Origin of the sequence: Kribbella sp. NBC_00709, assembly GCF_036226565.1 — a bacterium.
GTDB lineage: Bacteria > Actinomycetota > Actinomycetes > Propionibacteriales > Kribbellaceae > Kribbella.
This window is the reverse complement of sequence record NZ_CP108996.1, coordinates 7955780-7981395: the sequence shown is the minus strand read 5'-3', so window position 1 is coordinate 7981395 and position 25616 is coordinate 7955780. Positions and strand designations below refer to the sequence as shown.

The window sequence follows — 25616 nt, the reverse complement described above, 5'->3', positions numbered from 1 at the left end:
GCGCAGGCGCTGATTACGGTGTCGGGAAATCGATTTCTCCCCCCGCCGCCCCGTCAAGGAGAACCGAATGAACGTGCCTCCCGGTTGTGCGAATCGTTCCTGCGCCGGTGATTGTCCCCGGGCGCACCTGAGCCGCCGTACCTTCATCGCGCTCGGAGCCGGCGCGGTCGGTGCACTGGCGGTTCCCGGTCAGGCTCTGGCCGCTCCGCCGCGGGCCGACACCGGTCTGCTGTTCGGCCGCGGCAAACCCACCTCGTACACCGGCGCCGCGCTGCCGAGGATCGGGATGCCGGTCGGCGGCGGTACGACGGGACAGGTGTACCTCGCCGGTGACGGGCGGCTCTGGGCCTGGGACATCTTCAATCCGTCCTCGTTCCCGCTCGGTGGTGCGGACTTCTCTGGACACAACTATGCATTCCCGCTCTCGGCCGATCAGCCCGGCGCATCGCAGTTCGGGCAGGGTTTCGCGCTGCGGACGACCACCCGCGGCCGGACGACGACCCGGACGGTCGACGCGGCCGGCTTCGAGGACGTCCGATTCACCGGTTCGTACCCGATCGGCCGAGTCTCGTACGACGACGCCGACAGCCCGGTCGACGTGCGGTTGGAGGCGTTCTCGCCGTTCGTCCCGCTGGCCACGCTGGACTCGACGCTACCGGCAACAATCATGTCCTTCACGCTGCGGAACACCTCGAAGTCCACGGTCCGCGCGACCCTCCTCGGGTACGCCGAGAACCCGGTCTGCATCGACAGTCGCCGCCGCCAGCCCACGACGCTCCAGGCGCGCGCCTTCGGGGGCGGCGTCCAGTTCGGGGCGATCGACGACCCGGGCGCCGAGCAGGGCGACATCCTCTTCGAGGACTGGGAGAAGGACACGTACGACGGCTGGACGGTCGACGGTGAAGCGTTCGGCCCCGGCCCGGTGCGGCAGCTCGACGTACCGGACCTGATGAAGCGGTTCGGGGATCTGAACGTGTCCGGGACCCGCTTCGTCACGTCGTACACCGCCGGCAACGACGCGGCCACCGGGAAGCTGACCAGCCGGGACTTCACCATCGAGCGGCGGTACGTCGCCGTCGGCGTGAGCGGCGGGCGGCACCCGGGGGAGACGTGCGTCAATGTTGTTGTCGACGGCAACGTTGTGGCGTCGGCGACCGGTGACGAGAGCGAACCGCTGGTCGCGCAGATGCTGGACGTCGGCGCGTACCAGGGCCGGATCGCGCGGATCGAGATCGTCGACGCGCACACCGGCGCCTGGGGGCACATCAGTTGCGATGCGATCGTGTTCACGGACCGGCCCGACATCCTGTTCGAGACCTGGGACAGGACGACGTACGACGGTTGGACGGTGACCGGGGATGCGTTCGGCGCCGGACCGGTGACCGCGGCCGAGACGCCGGACGGGTTCCGGCGGCCGTTCGGGTTGCGGACCGAGCTCAACGTGAGCGGGCGGTTCGTCACGTCGTACAACTTCCGCGCGGCCGGCGATCCCGACGGGTACACCGGTTCGCTGACCAGCCGCGACTTCGTCATCGAGCGCCGTTTCGTCACGGCCTGGGTCGGTGGCGGGCACCACCAGGGCGAGACGTGTTTGAACGTCGTGGTCGACGGCGAGGTGGTGGCGAGTACGGCGGGGACCGACATCGAGCCGCTGACCGCGGTGTCGATGGATGTCGGAAAGTACGCCGGACGACAGGCGCACCTTCAGATTGTCGACAACAACACCGGCGGCTGGGGCCACGTGAACGTGGACCGGATCATCTTCAGCGACCGCCCGATCCGCCGGCAGCCGGTGGCCGAGCGCCCGGACGGCGGCACGTTCGCGCTGGCCGCGCTGACTCCCGACGCGGTCACCCGGCCATCGATCGCGGACTGGTCGACAATCGGCAAACTCTTTGATTCAGGAGCAGCTCCGGCCGACGGCGACGGACCGCAGGCCGGGACCGTCGCCGTCAACGTCACGCTGGCGCCAGGGGAGTCACGGACGATCCGCTTCGCGTACGGCTGGTTCTTCCCGAATCCGGAGCGCGACCTGTTCGCGGAGCTCGTCGGAGCCTCGACGTTCCGCCGCCACTACGCCACGCGCTTCACCTCCGCGCGCGACGTCGTCGAGTACCTCGCGAAGAACGTCGACCGGCTCGAACGCAACACCAAGACCTGGGTGAAGACCTGGTACGACGACTCGTCGCTTCCGCACTGGTTCCTCGAGCGCACCCTCGCCACGGCGTCCACGATCGCGACGAGCACGTGCTACCGCTGGGACGACGGCCGCTTCTACGCCTGGGAGGGAACGTACTGCTGCGCCGGCACCTGCGAGCACGTCTGGAACTACGCGCAGGCGATCGGCCGGCTGTTCCCCGAACTGGAGCGAGACACCCGCGAGCGCGTCGATCTCGGGATCGCGTTCCGGCCGACCGGCGAGATCGGCAACCGCGGCGAGGCCGGTGACGCGTCGACCTCGTTCGCGGACGGGCAGACCGGGACGATCCTGCGGATCTACCGCGAGCACCAGATGAGCAAGGACACGTCGTTCCTCCGCCGCGTCTGGCCGCGAGTGCGGACGGCAGTCGAGTTCCTGGTCACGCACCGGGACGGAGCGGACGAGGACGGGATCTTCCGGGGCAGCCAGTGGAACACGCTCGACACCGAATGGTTCGGCGAGGTGCCGTGGATCAGCGGCCTGTACGTCGCTGCGCTGCGAGCAGCTGCCGCGATGGCGGGCGACGTCGGCGACACGGCCAATGCGCAGCGGTACGCGACGATCGCGGACCGCGGCGCGGCGTACCTCTCGTCGCAGCTGTGGAACGACGAGTACGGGTACTACATGCAGAAGGTCGACCCGGCGCATCCGACCGCCGAGAACAGCAACCGTGGACTGTTCATCGACCAGATGTACGGGCAGACGTACGCCGCTCAGCTCGGACTGCCTCGGGTGTTCCCGCAGGAGCAGGCGCGGACGGCGTTGACGAAGCTGTACAAGTCCAACTTCCGCAAGGACCCCGGCACGTACCGTCCACCGGGGATCGGGGCCGGCCGCGTGTACACGACCGACGGCGAGAGCGGCGTCGTCATGGCGACCTGGCCGCACGGCGGCTCGGACGAGACCCGCGGGCTGATGTACTTCAACGAGGTGTGGACCGGCCAGGAGTACCAGTTCGCCGCACACCTCTTCTCCGAAGGCCTGACCGAGGAGGGGCTCGCCGTCACCCGCGCCATGTACGACCGCTACTCGGCGACGAAACGCAACCCCTACAACGAGATCGAGGCCAGCGACCACTACGCCCGCGCCATGATGGGCTTCGGCGTCTACCTGGCGGCCTGCGGCTACGAGTACCACGGCCCGAAGGGACACCTCGGCTTCGCGCCACGCATCCACCCGGAGGACTTCCGCTGCGCCTTCACCGCCGCCGAAGGGTGGGGCCTGTACGGCCAGCGCCGTACCCCGGGCAACCTGACCGCGTCGGTCGAGGTCCGCTACGGCCGCCTCGCCCTGACGACCCTGTCCTTCGAGACCATCAAGCCGGCCCGCCAGGTCGAGGTCCGGCTCGGCCGCAACCGCGTCCCGGCGCGAGTAGTTGCCACCGGCAACCGAGCGACGGTCACGCTGACCCGATCCACGACGATCAACCCGGATCATCCACTGGAGATCGAGCTCCACTGCTGACCGGAGTACCGTGAGTCGGGACTCTGGAGGGGGTACTGCAGATGGATCTGCATCTGGGTGGGAAGACGGCAGTCGTCACGGGCGCCGGTCGGGGGATCGGGCTGGCGGTGACGCGCGCTCTGCTCGACGAAGGTGTGAAGGTGGTCGCAGGATCCCGGACTGTCACTGGTGAGCTCGAGTCCCTGCCGGTCGAGTCGATCGCCGTCGATCTCGGTACGGCGGACGGTCCGGGCCGGCTCGTCGACGAGGCGCTGGCGAGGGCCGGCGGGTTCGACATCCTGGTGAACAACGTCGGCAGTGTGCGTCCGCGTCCGGACGGGTTCACCTCGGTCACCGACGACGACTGGCTCGCGACCCTCAACCTGGATCTGATGTCGGCCGTGCGGACGACACGTGCCGCGACGCCGACGCTGATCGAGCGATCCGGCGTGATCGTGACGATCTGTTCGGTCAACGCGACCTTTCCCGACCCGCTGGTGATCGACTACAGCGCCGCGAAGGCCGCGTGTCTCAGCTTCTTCAAGTCGCTGTCGAAGGAACTCGGACCGCACGGTGTCCGGGTCAACACCGTCAGCCCTGGTCCGGTGGCGACCGACCTCTGGTTGGGCAAGGGTGGCGTCGCCGAAACCGTCGGCGGTGCGGTCGGCGCCGCGCCGGGCGACGTGGCCGCCGAGGCCGCGAAGGGCGCCGTCAGCGGCCGCTTCACCCGGCCGGAGGAGGTCGCTGACGTGGTCGTCTTCCTGGCCAGCGACCGCGCCGGCAACCTCACCGGCGCCGACATCGTCATCGACGGGGGAATGACCCCGACGATCTGAGCGTCAGGCGGCGAACCCCGCGTCGGGCTCGGCCACGTGACAGGCTGCCTCGTGGTTCTCACCGAGTTGGCGGAGGACCGGTGTCTCCTCGTGGCACCGGTCGATGGCCAGCGGGCACCGCCAGCGGAAGCGGCACCCAGGCGTCGGGTCGATGACCTTCGGCGGTTCGCCGGTGTCGCCTTCGATGCCGACGCTCAACGGTGCGCGTGGATCCGGCACCGCTCCGAGCAGCAGGTCCGTGTACGGGTGTTTCGGGTTGGACAGAACCGACTCGGCCGGACCGGACTCGACGATGTGACCGGCGTACATGATCATCAGCCGGTCGGCGACGTACCGGGCGCTGGCGATGTCGTGGGTGATGTAGAGGAACGACACCCCGGCCGAGCTGCGCAGTTCGGCCATCAGGTTCAGCAGGCCGATCCGGATCGACACGTCCAGCATCGACACCGGCTCGTCGGCCAGGATCAGCTTCGGCTTGTGCGCGAGCGCCTGCGCGAACCCGATTCGTTGCCGTTGGCCACCACTCAGCTCGTACGGGTACCGGTCCATGATGTCGCCGGCCGGAGTCAGCCCGACCGCCTCGATCACCTGCGCGGCCTCGTCCTGCCGCTGCTGCCGGCTGAGCTCCGGCCGGTGCAACTTCAAGCTCCGCAGTACGCCGTGTGAGACCCGGAACGCCGGATTCAACGAGCTGAACGGGTCCTGGAAGACCATCGGGACATCGCCGCGGTAGGCCAGCTGATCCTTGCGGGACTTGAACGTCGACATCGCCCGGCCCTGGTAGAGGATCTCACCGCCGGTCGGCTTGTACACGCCCGCGAGCAACCGCGCGATCGTGCTCTTCCCGCTGCCGCTCTCGCCGGCCAGCGCCACGATCTCCTGCCGGCCGATCGAGAAGCTCACGTTGTCGACGGCATGCAGCTGCTGCTTCGAGAAGAACCCTCGCCCGACCCGGAAATGCCGGCTCAGGTCCCTGGCCTCGATCACCGGCGCCGCAGCCGATTCGGTCACCCCGGCTTCAACATCCAGCGATGTCATGAGACCTCCTTGACCGACTCGATGGATGGTGCGTGCAGCAGGCAGCGGGACTGGACGGCGCCGACCTGGTAGAGCTCCGGTTCGATCTTCGGGCAGTCCTCGAACGCCTTCGGGCAGCGCGGCTGGAACCGGCAGCCCGGCGGCGGAGAGGCCAGGTTGGGCGGGCTGCCGGGGATACCGGTCAGCGGCACCTTCGGCCCGCGGATCGACGGGAACGCGTCGAGCAGACCCTCGCTGTAGGGATGCTCCGGATGGTCGAACACCGCGCGGGTCGCGCCGAACTCGACCACCTGCCCGGCGTACATCACCACGAGCTTGTCGGAGAAGTGACTGACCAGCGACATGTCGTGGGTGACGAAGATGACCGCGAAGCCGAGCTTGCGCTGCAACTCCTTGATCTGCACCATCAGCGACCGCTGCGCGACCACGTCGAGCGCTGACGTCGGCTCGTCCATGATGATCAGATCCGGCGTGAACAGCAGCGCCATCGCGATCATCGCCCGCTGCCGCATCCCGCCGCTGAGCTGGTGCGGGTAGCTCCGCAGGTGGATCGGGTCGATGCCGACCAGCCGCAGTACCTCGGCCGGACGGTTGTCGTCGACCACCTCGTCGTGGGCCATGATCGTGTCGTGGAACTGGGCGCCGATGCTCTTCACCGGGTTCAGCGCGTTCATCGCGCTCTGCATCACCACGGAGAAGTCACGCCAGCGCAGCGAGGCAAGCTTCTTCTCGTTCATCGTGACCAGGTTCTGCCCGAGGAACTTCACGCTGCCGCCGGTGATCGCGGCCGGCGAGCTCAGCAGCTGCGCGATCGCGAACAGCAGCGTCGACTTTCCGCAGCCCGACTCGCCGACGACGCCGACGAACTCACCGGCCTGTACGTCGAGATCCACATGGTCGACCGCGACGACCGGGTGTTCACCGGTGTCGTAGGAGACCGTGAGATCACGGACCTCAAGAAGCTGATCGGGCACGTCGCCTCCGAACCGGCCGCAGCGCGGGATTGCTGATCTCGTCGAACGCATAGTTGAGCAGGGCAAAGGAAACACCGAGCAGCGCGACCGCCAGACCCGGCGACAGCGCCCAGGCGGGCAGGCCGTTGACCAGGGCGCCCTGGTTCTGGGCCCAGTAGAGCATCGTGCCCCAGCTCAGCGAGTTGGGATCACCGAGGCCGAGGAACTGCAGGCCGGCGGCGGTGAGCACGGAGTACAGCGCGGCGCCGAGGAAGTTCGCGACGATCAGCGAGGTCATCGTCGGCAGCACCTCGACCACGATGATGTACGACGACCGCTCGCCCCGGACCCGGGCCGACTCGAGGAAGTCCCGGTTTCGCAGCGACAACGCCTGCGCCCGCATCTGCCGGGCGCCGTACGACCACCCGGTCAGGATCAGCACGATGATGATCACGGTCAGGTTGCCCTTACCGGCGTACGTCGCCAGCACGATGATCAGCGGGAACGTCGGGAGCACCAGGAAGATGTCCGTGAGCATCGACAGGCTGTCGTCGGCGAACCCGCCGAGGTAGGCGGCCGAGACCCCGATCAGGACGGACAGGATGGTGGCGCCGGCACCGGCGACCACCGCGATCACGAGTGACTCGCGGGTGCTGTAGATCAGTTCGGCGTACACGTCCTGACCGAGACCCGTCGTACCCAGCCAGTGCTTGCCGGACGGGTGCGCCAGCGGCAGGTCGCCGATCGCCCGCGGGTCGCCGTGCAGCCAGGGCACGAACAGATGCGGGAACGCGGCGAGCAGGATGAACAGGACCAGCAGGCCCGCGCCGACCATGGCCTTGCGGTTGTGCAGGATCGCCCGCAACAGCCCACCCCTGGGGCGACGGGTAGCAGTCGTGGCGGGCGCCGCAGCGCCGGTGACTATTGCGCTCATCTGCTATCCCTTCGTCCGGGCTCGTGGGTCGAGGAGGAACACCGCGAAGTCGCAGAGCAGGACACAGATCAGCACCGCCAGCGTGACCAGCAGGAAGAGTGCCTGCAGCAACGGATAGTCGGTGCTCACGGTGGCGTTGTAGAACATGTAGCCGAGGCCGGGGTAGTTGAACACGTACTCCACCAGGATCGTGCCGGAGATGACGAAGCCGAGCGACATCGCGAATCCGGACAGGTTGGGCAGGAACGCGTTCCGGCCGGCGTACCCGAACATGATCCGGCGGCCCGGGATGCCCTTGGCCCGCGCCATCCGGACGTAGTCCTCGGCCAGCGTGGTGACCATGTTGTTGCGCATGGTCAGGATCCAGCCGCCGACCGCGGTGATCAGGATCGTCCCGGCCGGCAGGATGCCGTGCTTGAGGACACTGAGGATGAACTCGCCGTTGAAGCCCGGCGTCAGTCCTTGGTCGTAGTTGAAGTCGTTCGGCAGGATCGGATGGTCGCCGATCGCGAACAGCGAGATGAACAGCAGCGCGACCCAGAAGTACGGCAGCGCCGACGTGACGATGAAGACCGGCGGCAGGATCCCGTCGATCAGCCCGCCCCGCCGCCAGCCGGCGACCGTGCCGATCAGCGTGCCGATGGCGAACGCCAGGACTGTCGCGATCCCGACCAGGCCCAGCGTCCACGGCAGTGCGTCGCTGATCAGCGTGGTCACCGGGACGCCGAGGCTGCTGCCGATCGACACGCCCCAGTGCCCGGTGACCATCGCCTTCAGGTACTCGATGTACTGCAGCACGATGTTCTTGTCCGGCTCGAAGCCGAACTCGGCCAGGACGGTCCGCAACTGGTCCGCCGTGACGACCGAGCCGCCCTTGCTCAGCCGCTCCCGCAGTGCCTCCTCGGGACTGCCGGGCATCAGCCGTGGGATGAAGAAGTTCAGGGTCATCGCGGCCCAGAGCGTGAGCACGAAGAACCCCAGACGTCTTAGCAGGTACCTCACCGCAAGTAGCTCCTCGTGCTCACGCTCGACGTTACTTCTGGGCCGCCTTCGAGTACAGGTTGGCCAGCACCTGTCCGGCGTCGGGGATGTTGTACGGCGCCGGCTGGGCGTAGGGGTTGTCCTGCGTCGGCCAGCCCTCGATGTCCTTGGTGTTGTACTGGTACCAGTCGACCGACTCGGTCGTCGGGATCAGCGGCACGTCCTTGATCATGTAGGACGAGATCTGCTTGACCAGCTTGACCTGGGTGTCGGGATCCGCGCTGGCGTACTGGTCGAACAGCTTGTCCACCTCGGGGTTGCTGTACCGCGAGTAGTTGCTGTTGGCCTGCTTGCCGATCGGCGCGGTGTTCTTCGAGTACAGCAGCTGCCGCAGCTCGTAGTACGGCGTGGGGCCGCCCGACAGGCTGGAGTAGGCGAGGTCGTAGGCACCGGTGTAGAGCTTCTGGTTGTACGACTGCTGCTGCAGGTCCTGGATGCTCAGCTCGACGCCGACCTTGGCGAGCTGCTGCTTGATGACCGCGAGCGACGCGTCCCAGTCGGTGTAGCCGGTGACCGTGATGACGTCCAGCTTGAGCGGGCTCGACTCCGAGTACCCGGCGCTCTGCAGGAGCTGCTTCGCCTTGTCCAGGTTCGGCTTGTCGTACCCGGCCGCGGCCAGCGCGTCCTTGTCGAAGTACTTGTCGAAGGTCGGGGTGACGACGCCGGTCTGGTTCGCGGCCGGCTGGTAGCCGCTCTCACCGATCTTCGAGATCTGCTCCCGGTCGAGCGCGTACGCGAGCGCCTGCCGGACCGCCAGCTTGCTGGTCGCCGGGCGGGACGGGTCGTTGTTCGGCACCAGGGCCACGTTCGCCGTCGGCGGGAACCAGTAGTTGTTCTCCGGCGACTTCGACTTGTAGAAGTTGTCGATGTTCGGGATGTACTGACCGCCCCACTGCGCCTTGCCGCTGGCGAGGTCGAGGTTGGCCGGGTTGTTGTCCAGGTACGCCGGGTACTGGACCTTCTGGATGTACGGCTTTCCCGGCTGCCAGTAGCTGCCGTTGGCGGCGTAGGAGATGTTGTTGCTGGTGCAGGACTCGACCGTGTACGGCCCGGTGCCGACCGGCTTCGGGTCCGCCCAGGTGGCCGGCTTGGAGGCCGCCTCGCCGGTCGACCAGATGTGCTTCGGCACGATGTTGACCTGGTTGGCGAAGTTGAAGAAGTACGGCTCGGCCGCGCCCTTGAACTTCAGCGTGACCTTGTTGCCGGCCGCGGTGACACTGGTCAGCCCGGCACCGGTCCACAGCGCGTAGATGTCGAGTGCAGGCTGCTGCTTCATCAGGTTGAACGTGTAGACCACATCGTCGGCGCTGAACGGCTGCCCGTCGCTCCACTTCACGCCGTCGCGGATGGTGAAGACGATCGAGTCCTTCTTCGGCGACCAGGCGAAGTCGGTCGCCAGCATCGGCGTGGTGGCGCCGGCCTTCAGCACGTTGACGAACGTCAGCGGCTCGTAGACGAACCCGCCCGCGACCCCGTTGACGGAGGGGTTGAACGGGTTGAACTGACACGGCCAGGTCTGTCCGCCGACGTTGGCGATGGTGACCGTGCCGCCCTTCTTGTACTGCCCGGTGCTGCCGCCGCTGCTCGTCGAGGACGACGGGTTGCCGGACGATGCCCCGCTTCCGATCGGCTTGTCGCCGCCGCCGCATCCCGCGGTCAGCGCGCCGACCGCTATCGCGGCGACCGCGATGCGTGTGATGCCCCTCATCGTCTCTGCCTTTCGCTACTGGAAATCCTGCTCATGCGAATGCTTCCGCGCCGAGGACGACTCCTGCTGCCTCGACGCCAAGGGCGAGCGCCCCGATCAGCGGTGCGTCCGAAGGAAAACGGGCCACCGACAACTCCGGTGGGAACGGGACGGCTGCGTCGAGGGCGCGACGCAGACCGGCTTCGATCTGGTCCCAGGAACGAACCAGTCCGCCGCCGACGACGATCCGGACCGGATCGACGGCGATGGCGAGGTTGGCGAGGTGCATCGCCAGCTCCCGGACGAACTCGTCGGTGAGGACGGCAGCGTCCGGCTGGGTCCGCGCCAGCGTGAAGACGTCGGCGGCCGTGACCGGTCGCCCGAGCCGGGCGGACCCGGTGGTCTCGAGCGCCTGACCGCTGACGACGTGTTCCAGGATCGTGCGCTCGTCCGCGTCGACGTACACGTCGCCGGCCGTGCGCAGGTTGTAGCCGATCTCACCGGACGCGCCGTGCGCGCCGGTGATGACGGTGCCGCCGGCAACGATCGCGATCGCCAGACCGGTGCCGAGATTGACATACAGCCCCGGGTCGCAGCCGGCGAGCGCCCCCCAGCGGAGCTCGGCTGCCGCGGCCGCCTTCACATCGGTGGCCAGCCGCACCGGCACGCCGGGGAACCCGCCCCGCACCAGCCGCCCGAACGGGAGGCTGTCCCAGCCCGGAAAGGTGGGCGCCAGCTCGACGCGGTCGTCGTACGGGATGCCGAGCGTGGCCGCGCCGACGCCGGCCAGCTCCTGACCAGGAGCGACCTCGGCGAGCAGCTCGTGGGCCGCGGCCAGGCCGCGCGCCATCGCCTCGGCAGCGCCACCGGACTCGGCGCGGCTGTCGATGGTCCGCGTCCCCAGCCGACGGCCGGACAGGTCTCCGACCGCCAGGGCGATCTTCGTCCCGCCGAAGTCGAGTCCGAGGACGACCGGCGTAGAAATCACGGGGTGGCACCTCCTCGTGATGACCAATAGAATCGATAGGAAACTAACTTAACAACCAACGGACCACAAGGCTTAACTCCGAGTTGGTGGCCGAGTTGTTAGCAGCGAGGGGGTCGACGTGACGGTTGTTGCGCCAGGCGCATCCGCGGCACGTCCGCAGTTGATCCGCGAGATCAACGAAAAGGTGTTGCTCGATCACATCCGGCGATCCGGACCGATCTCACGGACGGAGCTCGCCGGTCTGGCCGGATTGTCGAAGCCGACCGTGTCCGCGGCCCTGAGCTCGCTGGAGCGGTCCGGTCTGGTGCACGTGACCGGTCAGCGCACCGGGGTACCCGGACCGGCGGCCAGGCTGTACGAGGTGCGGCCGGAGGCGGGGTACGTGCTCGGGCTCGACGTCGGGCGGGAGTACCTGCGTGGAGCCATCTCGGATCTCGCGGGGAACGTCCGCGCGCGGTTGAGCGTGCGGACCAAGGCGGGCGACGCGATGGCGCGCATCCAGGAGCTGGCGGACCTGGCCGCGACCCTGGCGACGGACTCGGGGATCGACGTCACGCAACTGACCCAGACCGTGCTCGGCAGTCCCGGTGTCTACGACCCGCGGCTCGATGCGTTGACGCTCACCGGGCGCCTGTCCGGGTGGGACTCACCGGCGACGCTGACGGCATTGCGGGACCGGTTCGGCTCGTCGCTGATGATCGAGAACGACATCGACGCGGCCGCGATCGCCGAGCGGGTGCACGGACACGGCCGGAACGTCGACAGTTTCGCTTTCGTGTCGGTCGGCACGGGGATCGGGATGGGCCTGGTCCTCGACGGGAAGCTCCGGCACGGATCGCACGGTGTGGCGGGGGAGATCGGGTACCTGCCGTTCACCGAGGGCAGCGGTAGCGATCCGCGGGATGCCCGTAAACGTGGGGGGTTCGATGCGTCGGCGTCGGCGGCGGCCGTCGTCCGCGCGGCGCGGCGGGCCGGCATCCGGGGCGCGTCGACCGCCGAGAAGGTGTTCGCGGCTGCCGCCCGCGGTGACGCTGTCGCGATCGCGGTTGTGACCGAGGAAGCACTGCTTGTGGCCAAGGCGGTGTGCACGGTGATCACCGTGGTGGATCCCGATCTGGTCGTACTGGGCGGCGGTATCGGACAGGCTCCTGGCTTCCTCGAGGCGGTGTCCCAGCAGCTCCACAGGCTCGCTCCGGTGATGCCGGACGTGAAGGCGAGCGTTCTCGGCCGCGAATCCGTGGTGGCCGGTTGCCTGGCCGCAGGTCTGGACCGCTCGTGGCAGACTCTCGTCGGCCGGGTCGGTGGGCAGGGCTGATTTCTCCAACTCTGGGTTGATCTCCGGGGTTGAGATCTCGCTCGGATCGCTGACCGCGCGGCGACGGGCTGCCTGTGGCCGTCCTCATCGGCGCAGCTGTTGATCTTGCGGGCTGAACCCAGCGATGGATTTCTCCACCATTGGTTCGAGTTCCGGCGGCGGATCGTCCGGAATGGTCAGTAGGGTTCGAGCCATGATCGCTATGTATCCGAGTCTTGTGCTGGATTGCCCGGACGCCGCGCGGCTGGCCCAGTTCTACGGCGAGGTGCTCGGCTGGAAGGTGGAGACCCGCGACGGCTGGGCCGACATCAGGCCGGAGGACGGGAGCGCCTGCATCTCGTTCCAGCAGGTGGCGGACTTCAAGGCGCCGTCCTGGCCGAGTCAGGACGTGCCGCAGCAGATGCACCTCGACGTCATGGTCCGGGATCTCGACGAGGCCGAGCCCGAGGTGCTGGCGCTGGGCGCGACGAAGCCCGAACACCAGCCCGGTACGTCGTTCCGCGTCTTCCTGGACCCTGCGGGCCACCCGTTCTGCCTCTGCGTCGACTGAGGTCGCCTAGTGTTGGTGCGTGACGAGCTGGCGTGAGGAACGGCGACAGGCGGCGGTCGAGCACGCGGCGGCGCTGGAGCGGCGGAAGGCTTCGGAGACCGCCAAGGCCCGTGAGCTCCTGACCGACTTCATCGCGACGCTGAAAGAGCGTGGCGTCGAGCCGGAGCCGTTACGTGCGCAGGTCGTCGGGTCGAACGTCAGCTACCGGACCGGCCTCACCGGGTGGTACCTGCGCCGCAACCGCTCGCTCGGCGTGGATGCCGACGGCAACTTCTACATCCTCGGCGTCCCGGCCAGTCTGAAGGCACGCGTCGCGGGCGTCCGCGTCCTCCCGTCCGAGCCGCCGCTCGTCGTCGGTCAGGGGGCCCGCGACGGCGAGTCGCTGCCGCTCGCCGAGCTGCTACGCCTTCGGCTCGAGTCCTAGGACGCTCGCGATCAGCGCCGTACCGGGAGCGGTCCGGCCTCCCGGACCAGGGGACGGTGCGACAGTGTCCATCGCCAACGTTTCGCCGCACTCCGAGCAGCAGACCGTCGGGGTCGTCTGCCGGCCGCACGTGGTGTGGGTGAACCGGATCGGCTGGCCGGCCGGGGGAGTCGCCCAGCGATCACCCCACGCGGTCAGGGCCATCAGGATCGGCACCAGCTCCTTCCCGGCCTCGGTCAGCTCGTAGCTGTAGCGGACCGGGTTCTGCTGGTACGGCGTCCGTCGTACCAGGCCGCCGTCGACGAGGGTGGTCAGCCGATCGGTCAGCAGGTTGCGGGAGATTCCGAGGTCCGTGACGAACTGGTCGAAACGGTTCAGGCCCAGGTACAGGTCACGCAGTACCAGAGGTGTCCACCAGTCCCCGATCAGCTCCAGGGACTGGGCGAGCGAGCAGTGCATCGAGGCGAAGCTGGTGTTCCGCATGGCCCCGAGTGTAGTCAGTTGCGTCATTGAACTCACTCGCCCTAGGGTGGGCACATGGGCATTTACCACCGGATCGTGGCTCGGCAGGTGCGGAACGCGTTCGCGCAGATCAGCGCGGGCAACTGGGAGGCGATGGTGGCGGGGATGGCGCCCTCGTTCACCTACCGGTTCTACGGGGACCACGCGCTGGGCGGCGAGCGCCATACTCACGACGCGCTGCGGAGCTGGTGGGAGCGGTGCTTCCGGCTGCTGCCGAACACCCGCTTCGAGGTGCAGGACGTGCTGGTGAACGGCTGGCCGTGGAACACCAGGGTCGCCACGGCCGTCACCGTCCACGTGGGCGTCGTGGACGGTTCGGCGTACGAGAACGTGGTGCATCAGTTCTTGCGGATCCGGTGGGGCAAGATCACCGAGGTGCGGACGCTCGAGGACACCGCCGTACTGGAGAAGACGCTCGACCGGTTGGCCGCGGCCGGGTACGCCGAGGCGCACGCGGCACCGATCACCGGCTGATCACCGGTTGACGGCGGGCTTGAGGCCCTTGACCGTCATGTAGATGCCGATCGACAGCTCCCACAGGGCTACCGGAACGGTGGCGGCGGCAGACCAGGCGGACAGCTGGGTGTTGTGTCCGAGGACGGTCAGGATGTTCGCGGTGAGCAGCAGGGGGCGCCGACGAGGCCCATGGCCGGGATGAAGCGCGGTACCCGGCGGGAGCGGTACATCAGGGTGCCGAGCAGGATGGCGCTGATCGCGGGCATCGTGCCGGGGCCGAAGAGGAAGGTCCAGTCGCGGACCTCGACGAGAGCGCGGCCGACGACGGCGAGTGCGTTGGGATCGGCGGAGCCGGCGAGATCCTGGCGCAGTGTCACGACGGCGACGAGGCTGACGACACCGATCATGATCACGGCCGCCTCCAGCGTCCGGGAGGTGACGAAGCCGAGAGCCAGCGACTCCTTGTACCGCTTCATCACCGGGAACAAGGCGACGGCGCTGCCGATGCCGGCCAGGGCGTTGACGAAGTCGAGGAGACAGCCCCACAGCACGCGGGTGTCCTGCCCGGCGCCGAGGATGTAGTTGTGATCGTTCAGGACCGGCCCGATCAGGAACAGTGCGGGGAGCGAGGCGGCGAAGGTCACCAGGTAGAAGATCCCGGCGGCGCGGATGTGGCCGCGGTCCGGATCGGTGGAGCCGGTGGTGGTGCTCGGGGCAGGTGCGGTGATGGTCATGACTGTCTCCTTGGAGAATCGCTGGATTCGATGCGGTCGACCGAGAGAAGTGGCAGACCGAGGTCGCGGAGTCGATGCAGTAATCCGTGCAGGGCCGCCTGGTCGGGCACTTCGCCGTGGATGACGGTGGTGCCGTCGGCGTGGGTGCGCAGCGTCATTCCGTCGAACCACGCGGCCCACCGGGGATCGAGTCGCCCTTGGAGGCGGATTTCGTACCAGGCTGATTCGTGGTTCATAGCCGCAAGTTAGGAGCCGGCCTGGTGACCGCGCATCACATCATGTGGTGATCTTCAGCGGGTCAGGAGACCGAGCTGGTGGGCTCGCCGGACCGCCGCGCGCCGGTTGTTGACGTCGAGCTTGGTGTAGATGTGTTTCGTGTGTGTACGCACGGTGTTGAGCGACACCACGAGTTCCCGTGCGATGGAAGGACCGTCGAGTTCGCTCGTGAGCAACCGGAGTACGTCGAGCTCGCGATCACTGAGCGGATCCAGAAGGGCCTGCGGAGTGGTGACGCGCGCCGGCCGCTGGGTCGTGTCGAGGAGTCTTCGCAGGTACGCCGACGGCGGCCGATGTCGCTGCAGCATCATGAGCATCGGCGCGCCTTCGGCGATGAAGACGCGCACGTATCCTTCGGGTTCGGCCAGCGTCAGCGCACGTTCCAGCGCAGCCGGATCGCGGCCGGCGATGGCCTGAAGCACGAGGATCTCGATGAGGCTGCCGGTCCGGCCGCCCGCCTCTGCAGCGGCCTGGAGCCTGTCGAGGAGCGGTACGGCGTCCGCGCGCTGAGCCATCAGGAGCCGGGCCAGTGTCACGTGCTCGTACTCGTCGAGATAGGACTCGTCTTCGGGCACGGTGCCGGCCCACTCCTGCGCCGCGGACAGTTCTCCGCGCGCGATCAGCAGCCGCGCCCGTACTGCGGTCAGTGGACGCACATTCGGTGAGAAGTCGCCGACGTACACCTTGATCGCCGCGTCCAGCAGAGCGAGAGCGCCGTCGAGATCGCCTTCGGCCTCGCGGATCCGGGCCATCGCGAGCCGCCAGCGGTACGGGTTCTGCGGGAGGTCGGACGCCACGCCCAGATCCTCGGCGCGGCGCAGGTAGTCGGTGGCCGCGTCGAGGTCGTTCCGCTCGCAGGCGAGGCGGCTCAGACCGACGTACATGTCGGAGGTTCCACGCACGCCGTGGCCGACATCGAGTGCTCGTTCCAGCGTCGCCTGGGCGTGCCGCAGCCGGCCCAGGGTGATCTCGAGATCGGCCAAGGTGACCGAGCAGCCGAGGACATCGGAGATGTGCCCGGCTCGCTCCAGACCGGCCGCGGCCGCGGAGTACCCGCGGTGCGCGGACTCGAGATCCCCACCGGCCCAGGAGGCAAGTGCTGACAGCGCGGACGCAGCGGAGACGGTGAGGTCGTCGCCGGGGAAGGCGCGCCGGATCGCGACCGCGGCGTGCTCGATCGTGCCGGCCGGATTGCCGGCGATGAGAGCGAGTGCGGCCCGATACGTCGCAATCCCGCTCGGCAGGCGGGCGAGCTCCTCGCGATCCACGACCACGAAGTCGTCGGCGGGCCCGGCCAGTTGACGTTCGATGTCGTCGAGCCGCTGCTCGACCCCCGGGAATTCGTTGCTCGCCATCATCGCCCCGACGAAACCGATCGCGAGCACCGGCCGGCGCCGTACGACCTCGTCCGGTATGTCGTCGAGCCAGCGCCGGATCGTGGCCTCCTGCCGTTGGCGCCGGAGAGCGGGAACTGCCAGTTCCACCAGGTCCGCGGCGTGGTCGACGTCTCCGGCTGCGACCGCGTGATGGACGGCTGCGACGGTGTCGCCCGCGTCGTCGTACCACTGGGCGGCGCGCCGGTGCAGCTCCGCGAGGTCACCGCGCTCGGCGAGCAGGCGCGCCCGCAGTACGTCGGCGAAGAGGTGGTGGTAGCGGTACCACTGCCGACGGTCGTCCAGCGGTACGACGAACAGGTTCTGGCGCTCGAGCGATTCGAGCATCGCCGTACCACCGGGCTGGCCGGTCACGGCGTCGCAGAGCGGGCCGGTCAACCGATCGACCACGCTGGTCTCGAGCAGGAACCGGCGTACCTGCTCCGGTTGACGATCGAGGACTTCGTCGACGAGGTAGTCGACGACGTACCGGTCGTCGCCCGCGAAGTCGTTGATGAACCCGGCCGTGTCGCTTCGACCGCGCAGCGACAGCGCGGCCAGTCCAAGAGCGGCGATCCAGCCTTCGGTGCGTTCCTCGAGCGTCGCGATCGCTGTGGCGTCGAGCCCCAGGCCGGTGAAGTAGCTGCTCGTCTCTTGGATCGTGAAGCGAAGATCGGCGGCGCGTACTTCGACGAGCTGGCCGCGGGTACGCAGGCGCGCCAGCGGGAGAGCGGGGTCGGCCCGGGTGCTGATCAGCAGCTGCAGTTGGGGCGGGAGATGGTCGAGCAGATAGGTCATGCCATGGCTGATCTCCAGGCAGTCGGCGAGGTGATAGTCGTCGAGGACGAGATCGACCTCTCCGGGCAGAACACTGAGTTCGTTGAGCACGCCGGCGAGGATCGTCTCGATCGACACAGGACCGGACTGCAGCACAGCCAGTGCACCTTCGCCGATGCCAGGTGCCGCGCGGTCCAGCGCGGTCAGAACGTACGTCCAGAAAGTGATGGGGTCCTGGTCGCTCGCCTCCAACGAGACCCAGGCCGCGTCGTCGGACGCCCAAGCCGAAACCAGCGTCGTCTTGCCGAAGCCGGCCGGGGCGGACACCAGTGTGAGCCCCGTGCCGTCCTTGCGCAGCAGGCGATCGTCGAGCCGCGGCCGGTGCACCAGACCCGGCCTGCTGCGCGGACGATACAGCTTCGTCTCGACAAGCGGTCCGGTCATCACGCCCCTCCGGAATGACGTCGTCAGGACGAGACTAAGCCCATGGTTGCGGGCCCGACCGGAAACTCGAATGCTTTTGTCGGTGGGGGCGGTTACGGTCGGTCGGGTGCTGACTCTGCTTCGCTACGGCGTGCGTGTTGCACCTGGAAGCACCCTTCTGACGATGGGTCTGGCCGTCCTCGGCTCGCTGCTGGGGATGGCGGTCACGTTGCTGACCGGCCGGGTCGTCGGGGCGGTTCCGGGTGTGATCGAGGGACGCCCCGGAGCGATGCCGCTCGGCGAGTTCAGCTGGTTGCTCGGCGGACTGCTGGCGGTCTTCGTCGTCGAGAGCCTGACGCCGGCGATGCAGCAGGTCGCAAGGCTGGTGATGGACGCCGGCCTGACCCGCGCGATCGCCGGCGGCATCACCGGGCCGCTGCTCCGGCCGCGCCGGATCCAGCACCTCGAGGACGCCGAGGTCCTGGACGTCCAGGAGCGGGCGAAGGGCAAGGGCGGATTCCATCTGGCCCAGGGGTTGAGCGAACTGCCCTGGCTGCTCGCCAGCCGGGTCACGCTGGTCGGCTCGGCGGTGATCGTCGGCACGATGTTCACCTGGTGGGTCTCGATCATGCTGGTCGTCCTGACGCTGCTCCTGGAGTGGTACGGCGGTCGCCTGGTCGAGCGTGAGATCGACGTCTGGTGGGGCAACACCGAGGAGCAGCGCCGCGCGAGCTACGCGTTCGACCTCGGCATGCGCGACGCCCCGAAGGAACTGCGAGTCTTCGGCCTGCACACCTGGCTGGTCGAGCGGTATGTTCGCGACTGGACGGCCGGCTACCGCGAGGTGTGGTCCCGCCGGCGCAAGAACGTGAAGTTCTCGATCCTGATCGGCGGCGTGCACCTGGTCGCCAACGGGATCGCGATCCTCGCCGTCGGCCGCGCCGCGCTGAACGGCTCGCTCCCGCTGACCCAGGTCGCCACCACGCTGCCCGCGATCCTCGCGATCGGCCAGGCCAACAACGGGTACGGCGTGGTCCAGGTCCGCCGCGGACTCTCGGCGTACCGCGCGATGCGGGACCTGCCGGAGACGATCGCCGAGCGGCACCCGGAGCCGGTCGTGGCCAAGAAGCATCGGGTCGAGACGATGCCGGCCCGCGAGATCCGCTTCGAGAACGTCAGCTTCCGCTACCCCGGTTCGGAGGTCGACGTCCTGCGGGGGCTCGACCTCACGCTGCACGCGCACGAAGCGCTCGCGCTCGTCGGCATCAACGGCGCCGGCAAGTCCACGTTGGTCAAGCTGCTCGGCGGTGCGTACAAGCCGACGAGTGGGCGGATCCTGGTCGACGGCGTCGACCTCGCCGAGCTCGATCTGGCCGTGTGGCAGCGACGGATCGCCGCGATCGTGCAGGACTTCCTGCGGTTCCCGCTGTCGGTCACGGACAACGTCGTGTTCGGTGCGGTGGAGCGCGAGGGTGACGAGCTGATACTGGCGAAGGTCGCCCGCGAGTCCGGGATCGACGAGGTCGTCCGTGGCCTGCCGAAGGGCTGGGACACCGTGCTGGACAAGACGTTCGACGGCGGCGTCGACCTGTCCGGTGGTGAGTGGCAGCGGGTCGCGCTGGCGCGAGCGCTGTTCGCCGTCCACGCCGGCGCGGGCGTGCTGGTGCTGGACGAGCCGGCGGCGGCGCTCGACGTCCGGGCCGAGGCCGAGTTGGTCGAGCGGTATCTCGAGCTGACCTCGGGGGTGGCGTCGTTGATCATCTCCCACCGGTTCTCGGTGGTGCGCAACGCCAACCGGATCTGTGTGCTGGCCGACGGACGCATCGTTGAGGACGGCACCCACGAGGAACTGCTGGCCAGGGACGGTGAGTATGCCGGGATGTTCCGGCTGCAGGCCGAGCGGTACGTGACTGGTCCGGAGGCGATCGATGCCTAAGACGATCCGGATCCTCTGGCTCTGGCTGGGTACGTCGTTCCGCGCGGCGCCGGGGCTGATGACGATCTCGGCCGTGCTGGTCGCGGCCCGCGCCATCACCGCACCGACCCAGACGTACGGCGTGAGCCGCCTCGTCGACGGGATCGCGTCGGACCGGTCGAGCACGATCGCGCTCGGCATCGGGATCATCATCGGCGGCCTCGCGGTGTCGTTCGTCGCGGACGGACTGGGATGGCCGCTGCAGGACACCGCGCAGGAGCGGATGGCCGGGCGTGTGCACGCCGACCTGCTGGACGTGACGACCGGGGTCCCCGGGCTGACGCATCACGAGCGGCCCGACGTCGCGGACCGGCTCGAGTTGGTGCGCGAGCGCGCGTGGCGGATGGGCGTCGGCGCCGAGGTGCTGCTGTGGGCATTCGCCACGGTGACGAACACGGCGACCGTGCTGACGCTGCTCGGGTCGGTGCATCCGTTGCTGCTCGTCCTCCCGTTGCTGGGTGGCGCGCGGATCTGGTCGGCGTACCTGAGCAGCACGCGGCAACAGAAGGCGTGGGAGGAGTCGCTGCCGCAGGACCGCCTGGTCGACCGGCTGATCGAGGTCGCGAAGGATCCGCGGACAGGTCTCGAGCTGCGGGTGTTCGGGCTCGGGAAGGTCTTGCTGGACAGGATCTTCGCGTTGCAGACCGAGCGGTTCGAGCGTCGCGTCGCGGCCGCCCGCTGGGGCGGCAAGATCGACGGGGCGGTGCGACTCGTGTTCGGTCTCGCGTATGCCGCGGCGATCGTCTGGGTGATCTCGCGGGCGCGCGCCGGGCAGGCCAGCGCGGGCGACGTCGTGCTCGTGCTGCTGCTCGCACCACAGGTCGATCAGATGACCGGCGGTATCGCGCAGAACGTGTACTGGGTCGGTGAGGTCGTGCGGAGTTTCAGCCGGTACGACTGGCTGCGGGAGTACGCGAAGCAGAACTCGTGGCGCTCCAGTGCGACCCCGGCTCCGGAGCGACTCACCTCCGGGATCGAGCTGCGAAACGTCGGTTTCTCCTACCCTGGCTCGGAATCCGCGGTCCTGACCGACATCAGTCTCACGGTGCCGGCCGGGGCGGCGGTTGCGCTGGTGGGGGAGAACGGCGCCGGCAAGACGACACTGGTGAAGCTGCTGGCCCGGATGTACGACCCGACGACCGGGCGCATCCTGATCGACGGCGTGGACCTGGCGACGATCCAGCCGGACGAGTGGCGGTCGCAGTTGTCGGCCGGGTTCCAGGACTTCGTGAAGTTCGAGCTCACGGCGCGGGAGGTCGTCGGGATCGGTGACGTGGCGCGGTCCGACGACGAAGACGCCGTCCGCGCGGCGATCGTGCGCGGTGATGCGGAGTCGGTGATCGCCGGGTTGCCACGCGGGCTGGACACCCAGCTGGGCAAGAAGTTCACCGATGGCGTTGAGCTCTCCGGCGGGCAATGGCAGCGGCTCGCGCTCGCGCGTGCGTTCATGCGCGAGCGGCCGCTGCTGTTGCTGCTCGACGAGCCGACGGCCGCACTCGACCCGGAGGCCGAGCACCGGCTCTACGAGCAGTACGCCGACGCCGCGAAGATCGCCGCCGCCGAGACCGGCGGCATCACCGTCCTGGTCTCCCACCGCTTCTCGACCGTCCGAATGGCCGACCTCATCGTCGTCATGCACAACGGCCGGGTCGAAGAGTTCGGCACCCACCCCGACCTCCTGGCAGCCGGCGGCCGCTACGCCGAACTCTTCGAACTCCAGGCCCGCGCCTACCGCTAAGCCTTCCCGCGCCGATCCGCTCGCGCGGCCAGCTCGTCCTCCGGGACCAGCGTGAACATCTGCCCGCCGGGCGCGCACAGCATCGTCACCGTGAACTTCACCGGGACGTCCGACCGGTTGTTGCCGTCCTGATAGTGGATCACGTCGCCGCCCGGCTCCCAGAACACCTCACCGGCCTTGATCACGCGCGGCGGCTCACCTTCGAGCTCGAACAGCATCTCGCCTTCGACGACATACCCGAACGCGGGCCCGGAGTGCCGGTGCGGCGGGGCTCCCGGGTCACCCGCCGGATACTCGATCACCACCGTCATCGCGTGAAAGCCCTCGGGGACGAAGGGCGGCTCGATCTCCTGGAGCATCGTCAGCGCGGTCTGCCAGGCGGTGGAGCGTTGGTCGGTCGTGTCGGTCATCGAAGCTCACCTTCCAGTCGGGTTCTCTCTGGAAGACAAGGCAGCGAGGTCGCGTGTGACGGTCACAGGTCGAGGGGTTGTGCTGTCTGTAGGGGTATGAGGCAGCGCATCGACACAATTGACAGTCTTCAGCAGCACCTGCAATGGGCGATCGAGCTCGAGCACGCGACGCTCCCGCCGTACCTGTGTGCCTTGTACTCGCTCGACCCGGCGCGGAATCCGGATGCGGTCGAGCTGGTGAGCAGCGTGTTCGTCGAGGAGATGATCCATCTCTCGCTGGCCGCCAACCTGCTCAACGCCGTCGGCGGCGAGCCGCGGCTGGACGTCCCGCAGCTGCTGCCTGGGTACCCGCGGCAACTGCCGCACGGTTCGATGGAGTTGTCGCTGCTGCCGTTCGGGCCGGACGCGCTGGACATGTTCCTGCGGCTCGAGAAGCCCGAGGCGCCGGGCTCACCGGGGGAGAGCGACGACTACGAGACCATCGGGCAGTTCTACGACGCGATCGAGGAAGGCCTGCGCGACCTGTGCGAGTCTCTCGGCGAAGACAAGGTCTTCTCCGGTGATCCGGCTCGTCAGGTGACGGCGGGCCCGTTCCATCACACGGGTGGCGCAGTGCAACCCGTCACGGATCTCGAATCGGCGCTGGCCGCACTGGACGAGATCGTCGAGCAGGGCGAGGGCACGTCGCGCGGCGAGGTCTGGGACGGCGACCACGACATCTTCCACCCGGACCGCGACGAGGTCGCGCACTACTACCGGTTCGAGGAGCTGAGGCTCGGCCGGCGGTACCAGCGCGGCGACACCCCGCAGTCCGGTCCGACCGGCGACCCGGTCACCGTGGACCTCGCCGGAGTCTCACCGATGCAGGTGAATCCGCGCCGGTCGGACAACCCCCAGATCCGCGCCGCGCAGGAGGAGTTCGACGATTCCTACTGCACCCTGTTGTTCCTTCTCGAGCAGGCGTTCACCGGCGAGCCGGCGTTGATCCGCGACGCGACCCGCGCGATGTTCGGCCTCAAGGCCGAAGCCCTCAAGCTGATGCAACTCAGCGAGAACGGCCGCACGACAGCGGGTCCGACCTTCCAGTACGTCGATCCGGACGACCGCCGCTGAGAGACCGCTGAGAGGTTCGGCAACAAGAGCCGCATTCAGTTCGCCATTTGTTAACGTTCGGTCTTCACCTGACCGTACATTGCTTTCTAATGTATTCACCATGGACACACCGCCCGCTGTCCGTGCCCGCGGAATCACCAAGTACTTCGGTGAGGTCGTCGCGCTCGACGGCGTCGACCTCGACGTCGCACCAGGACAGATCCATGGACTGGTCGGACCGAACGGAGCCGGCAAGACAACGCTCCTCGGTCTGTTGCTCGGCCTCGCCGTCGCCGACCGCGGCACGCTCGACATCCTCGGTACATCAGTTGGCCGCGCCCTCGCCGTACCCGTAGGCGTCGCCGGCTTCGTCGACGGCCCAGGCCTCTACCCGTCGATGACCGCCACACAGAACCTCGCGGCCCTCGCAGCGCTGCGTGGCGACGACGCGCACACGATGAAGATCGACGAGGCCATCGACCAGGTCGGCCTCACCGATGTCGCCGACGACCGGGTCCGCGGCTTCTCACTCGGCATGCGTCAGCGCCTCGGCCTCGCGGCCGCGCTCCTCACCAAACCTCGGCTCCTGATCCTCGACGAGCCGTCCAACGGCCTCGACCCGGCCGGCAAGAAGCACGTGTACGGCGTCCTCACCCGTCTGGCCGCGGCCGGTACGGCCGTGATGTTGTCGAGCCACCGGATGGACGACGTCGAGGCGCTCTGCTCCGAGGTGACGATCCTGTCGACCGGACGGGTCGCGTTCTCGGGGCCGATCAGCAAGCTGGCCTCCGAGAACAGCGAACTCGACTACCGCGTGCTCACCTCGAACCCCGCCGCCGCCCGCCGGATCGCCCGCCAGACCAACGGGATCCGGCTGCGCGACGACGACACGGTCGAGGACGGCGTCGAACTACTGGTGATCTCGGCGCCGATCCCGGCGCTGGACGAATTCGTGAAGCGGGTGGTCGAGGCGGACATCGCGGTCCGCGAACTCGCACCGGTCGTGTCGCCCCTCGAGGCCGCGTTCCTCGCCCTCACCGAGCAGCAGGAGAACAACTGATGACGGCCACCGCCGCCACCGTCCCGACGCCGGTCGTCCGCAAGGTCTCGGTCGCCCGTGGGTACCGCTTCGAACTCGTCAAGCTGTTGTCGCAGTGGCGCGTCCGCGTCCTGATCATCGCGTGCTGGCTGGCGCCCGCGGTCTTCGTCGCTGTGATCAGCCAGCAGGCGTCGCTCCCGGTCGACACCCTGTTCGGTCGTTGGATGCACGCCACCGGATGGACCGGACCCCTTGTTCTGCTGGGGTTTTCCGGGTCCTGGGCGCTGCCACTGCTGACCTCGCTGATCGCCGGCGACGTCTTCGCGTCCGAGGACCGTCTCGGTACCTGGCGGCACCTGCTGGTGGCAGTCCGGTCGCCTCGCCGGATCTTCGTGTCCAAGGCGCTCTCCAGCCTCACCGTGATCCTGGTGCTGGTGATCGGGCTGGTGGTGTCCAGCACGGTCAGCGGCCTGCTCGTCGTCGGCAGCCGTGAGCTGATCGGTCTCGACGGCCATCTGCTGTCTCCCGGCCAAGCAGCCGGGAGAGTCTTGCTCGCCTGGCTGTGCGCGCTCGCCCCGACCCTCGCGCTCGCTGCGATCGGCCTGCTCGGATCGGTCGCGCTCGGCCGGTCGCCGATGGGTCTGCTGCTCCCGGCCGTGGTCGCACTCGCGATGCAGATCGTCCAGCAACTGCCGGTCCCGGTCGCCTTCCGGCTCGCCCTTCCCGGCTATGCCTTCATCAGCTGGAACGGCTTGTTCACCAGCCCGGCCCAGCTCGGTCCATTGCTGATCGGTGTCGCGGTCAGCCTGGTCTGGGCGCTCGTCGCGACCGCCCTGGCCTATTTCCTCTTTGTACGCCGTGATTTCACCAACCCGACACATGACGGCTCCGGCCGCCTGGCGCTGACGGCCGGCCTGCTGCCCCTCGTCGTACTGCTCGCTGTTTCCACTGCCGTCATCGCTCCGGTGAGCGGCTTCGGCTCGGGGATCGACCAGGACAAGGTGCAGCGCGCCGCAGCGCTCGAGTTCGCGCATCTCTATCGCCTGCAGACCAAGCAGCTCAACCGGGCCGATGTCACCGAGGAGCAGCTGCAGAGCGCGGCCGAGTGCACCAAGGGCGGCGACCAGGTCGCCGCTCGCGGTCCCGGCAACGACTGGCGATGCGTGATCAGCTGGCACATCCCGGGCGTGCAGGCCGCGGGCTCGGCGATCTACCAGCTCGACATCAACCCACTCGGTCGGTTCGTAGCTGACGGGGACGGACCGAAAGAAGTGAATGGCTTCTTCCTGGTCCGCACCCCGTCCGGAGACGAACCGAACCCGTTGTGGCAGTTCGACGGCAATATCGAACTGCTACCTGTCAACTGAAGGCCAACCCGAAGGGATTGCTCCC

22 protein-coding genes are annotated in these 25616 nt (G+C 68.3%); 11 read left to right on the top strand and 11 right to left on the bottom strand.

Translation table 11 applies throughout. The annotated features are described in order from the left end of the window. The first annotated feature begins 67 nt into the window (after positions 1-67). Both OHA18_RS38870 and OHA18_RS38865 read left to right on the top strand, forming a co-directional pair. On the top strand, positions 68-3664 hold the full coding sequence (locus tag OHA18_RS38870; RefSeq protein WP_329000393.1) for a GH116 family glycosyl hydrolase: 3597 nt from the start codon (positions 68-70) through the stop codon (positions 3662-3664). A gap of 41 nt (positions 3665-3705) precedes the next feature. Further along, positions 3706-4479 (top strand): SDR family oxidoreductase, encoded by a 774-nt coding sequence (locus tag OHA18_RS38865; protein WP_329000392.1) that lies wholly within the window; start codon positions 3706-3708, stop codon positions 4477-4479. A 3-nt stretch (positions 4480-4482) separates the two neighbouring features. Here OHA18_RS38865 and OHA18_RS38860 read toward each other — a convergent pair whose 3' ends face one another. The 6 genes from OHA18_RS38860 to OHA18_RS38835 are packed head-to-tail and all read right to left on the bottom strand — an operon-like array spanning position 4483 to position 11120. Then, the gene (locus OHA18_RS38860; protein ID WP_329000391.1) at positions 4483-5517 is read right to left on the bottom strand and encodes an ABC transporter ATP-binding protein; all 1035 of its coding nucleotides are present in this window, start codon (positions 5515-5517) and stop codon (positions 4483-4485) included. Beyond that, positions 5514-6491, bottom strand: a complete 978-nt coding sequence (locus tag OHA18_RS38855; protein ID WP_329000390.1) for an ABC transporter ATP-binding protein — start codon at positions 6489-6491, stop codon at positions 5514-5516. The genes OHA18_RS38860 and OHA18_RS38855 overlap by 4 nt, the downstream gene beginning before the upstream one ends. Beyond that, positions 6472-7404: an ABC transporter permease gene (locus tag OHA18_RS38850; protein WP_329000389.1), complete on the bottom strand. Its 933-nt coding sequence runs from the start codon at positions 7402-7404 to the stop codon at positions 6472-6474. Before OHA18_RS38850 ends, OHA18_RS38855 begins: the two co-directional genes overlap by 20 nt. Before the next feature lie 3 nt (positions 7405-7407). Then, on the bottom strand, positions 7408-8406 hold the full coding sequence (locus OHA18_RS38845) for an ABC transporter permease (RefSeq protein ID WP_329000388.1): 999 nt from the start codon (positions 8404-8406) through the stop codon (positions 7408-7410). Between the two features lie 31 nt (positions 8407-8437). Next, positions 8438-10153 carry an ABC transporter substrate-binding protein gene (locus OHA18_RS38840; protein WP_329000387.1) on the bottom strand — a complete coding sequence of 572 codons (1716 nt, stop codon included), beginning with the start codon at positions 10151-10153 and terminating at the stop codon, positions 8438-8440. A 31-nt stretch (positions 10154-10184) separates the two neighbouring features. After that, a complete protein-coding gene (locus tag OHA18_RS38835; protein ID WP_329000386.1) occupies positions 10185-11120 on the bottom strand; it encodes an ROK family protein in 936 nt (311 codons plus the stop codon). Between the two features lie 118 nt (positions 11121-11238). On the opposite strand from OHA18_RS38835, the gene OHA18_RS38830 reads away from it, so the two are divergent. From OHA18_RS38830 to OHA18_RS38820, 3 genes are all read left to right on the top strand, one after another. Then, entirely contained in the window at positions 11239-12435 is a 1197-nt protein-coding gene (locus OHA18_RS38830) for an ROK family transcriptional regulator (RefSeq protein WP_329000385.1), read from the top strand. A 193-nt stretch (positions 12436-12628) separates the two neighbouring features. Then, positions 12629-12985, top strand: coding sequence for a VOC family protein (locus OHA18_RS38825; protein WP_329000384.1), 357 nt, complete (start codon positions 12629-12631; stop codon positions 12983-12985). Positions 12986-13004: 19 nt separating this feature from the next. Beyond that, positions 13005-13409, top strand: coding sequence for a hypothetical protein (locus OHA18_RS38820; protein ID WP_329000383.1), 405 nt, complete (start codon positions 13005-13007; stop codon positions 13407-13409). Here the strand turns inward: OHA18_RS38820 and OHA18_RS38815 are convergent. Then, positions 13386-13892, bottom strand: coding sequence for a winged helix-turn-helix transcriptional regulator (locus OHA18_RS38815; protein WP_329000382.1), 507 nt, complete (start codon positions 13890-13892; stop codon positions 13386-13388). The genes OHA18_RS38820 and OHA18_RS38815 overlap by 24 nt on opposite strands. Before the next feature lie 54 nt (positions 13893-13946). On the opposite strand from OHA18_RS38815, the gene OHA18_RS38810 reads away from it, so the two are divergent. Beyond that, entirely contained in the window at positions 13947-14405 is a 459-nt protein-coding gene (locus OHA18_RS38810; RefSeq protein ID WP_329000381.1) for a nuclear transport factor 2 family protein, read from the top strand. Positions 14406-14533: 128 nt separating this feature from the next. On the opposite strand, the gene OHA18_RS38805 is transcribed toward OHA18_RS38810, so the two are convergent. The 3 genes from OHA18_RS38805 to OHA18_RS38795 form a co-directional block, all read right to left on the bottom strand. After that, positions 14534-15121 (bottom strand): DUF4386 domain-containing protein, encoded by a 588-nt coding sequence (locus tag OHA18_RS38805; protein ID WP_329000380.1) that lies wholly within the window; start codon positions 15119-15121, stop codon positions 14534-14536. Next, complete coding sequence (locus OHA18_RS38800; RefSeq protein ID WP_329000379.1) at positions 15118-15279, bottom strand: hypothetical protein; 162 nt, start codon at positions 15277-15279, stop codon at positions 15118-15120. The genes OHA18_RS38805 and OHA18_RS38800 overlap by 4 nt, the downstream gene beginning before the upstream one ends. A 132-nt stretch (positions 15280-15411) precedes the next feature. Further along, positions 15412-17991 carry a LuxR C-terminal-related transcriptional regulator gene (locus tag OHA18_RS38795; protein ID WP_329000378.1) on the bottom strand — a complete coding sequence of 860 codons (2580 nt, stop codon included), beginning with the start codon at positions 17989-17991 and terminating at the stop codon, positions 15412-15414. Positions 17992-18154: 163 nt separating this feature from the next. Between OHA18_RS38795 and OHA18_RS38790 the strand changes: the two genes are divergently transcribed. Further along, entirely contained in the window at positions 18155-19906 is a 1752-nt protein-coding gene (locus OHA18_RS38790) for an ABC transporter ATP-binding protein (protein WP_329000377.1), read from the top strand. Further along, entirely contained in the window at positions 19899-21683 is a 1785-nt protein-coding gene (locus OHA18_RS38785; protein WP_329000376.1) for an ABC transporter ATP-binding protein, read from the top strand. The genes OHA18_RS38790 and OHA18_RS38785 overlap by 8 nt, the downstream gene beginning before the upstream one ends. Here the strand turns inward: OHA18_RS38785 and OHA18_RS38780 are convergent. After that, positions 21680-22093 (bottom strand): cupin domain-containing protein, encoded by a 414-nt coding sequence (locus OHA18_RS38780; protein ID WP_329000375.1) that lies wholly within the window; start codon positions 22091-22093, stop codon positions 21680-21682. The genes OHA18_RS38785 and OHA18_RS38780 overlap by 4 nt on opposite strands. A 96-nt stretch (positions 22094-22189) precedes the next feature. Here OHA18_RS38780 and OHA18_RS38775 point away from each other — a divergent pair, with 96 nt between their 5' ends. The 3 genes from OHA18_RS38775 to OHA18_RS38765 all read left to right on the top strand — a co-directional run bounded on the left by OHA18_RS38775 (position 22190) and on the right by OHA18_RS38765 (position 25591). Beyond that, positions 22190-23206, top strand: a complete 1017-nt coding sequence (locus tag OHA18_RS38775) for a ferritin-like domain-containing protein (protein WP_329000374.1) — start codon at positions 22190-22192, stop codon at positions 23204-23206. Between the two features lie 100 nt (positions 23207-23306). Next, positions 23307-24245 carry an ABC transporter ATP-binding protein gene (locus tag OHA18_RS38770; protein WP_329000373.1) on the top strand — a complete coding sequence of 313 codons (939 nt, stop codon included), beginning with the start codon at positions 23307-23309 and terminating at the stop codon, positions 24243-24245. Beyond that, positions 24245-25591 (top strand): ABC transporter permease, encoded by a 1347-nt coding sequence (locus OHA18_RS38765; RefSeq protein ID WP_329000372.1) that lies wholly within the window; start codon positions 24245-24247, stop codon positions 25589-25591. The genes OHA18_RS38770 and OHA18_RS38765 overlap by 1 nt, the downstream gene beginning before the upstream one ends. Positions 25592-25616 lie beyond the last annotated feature (25 nt).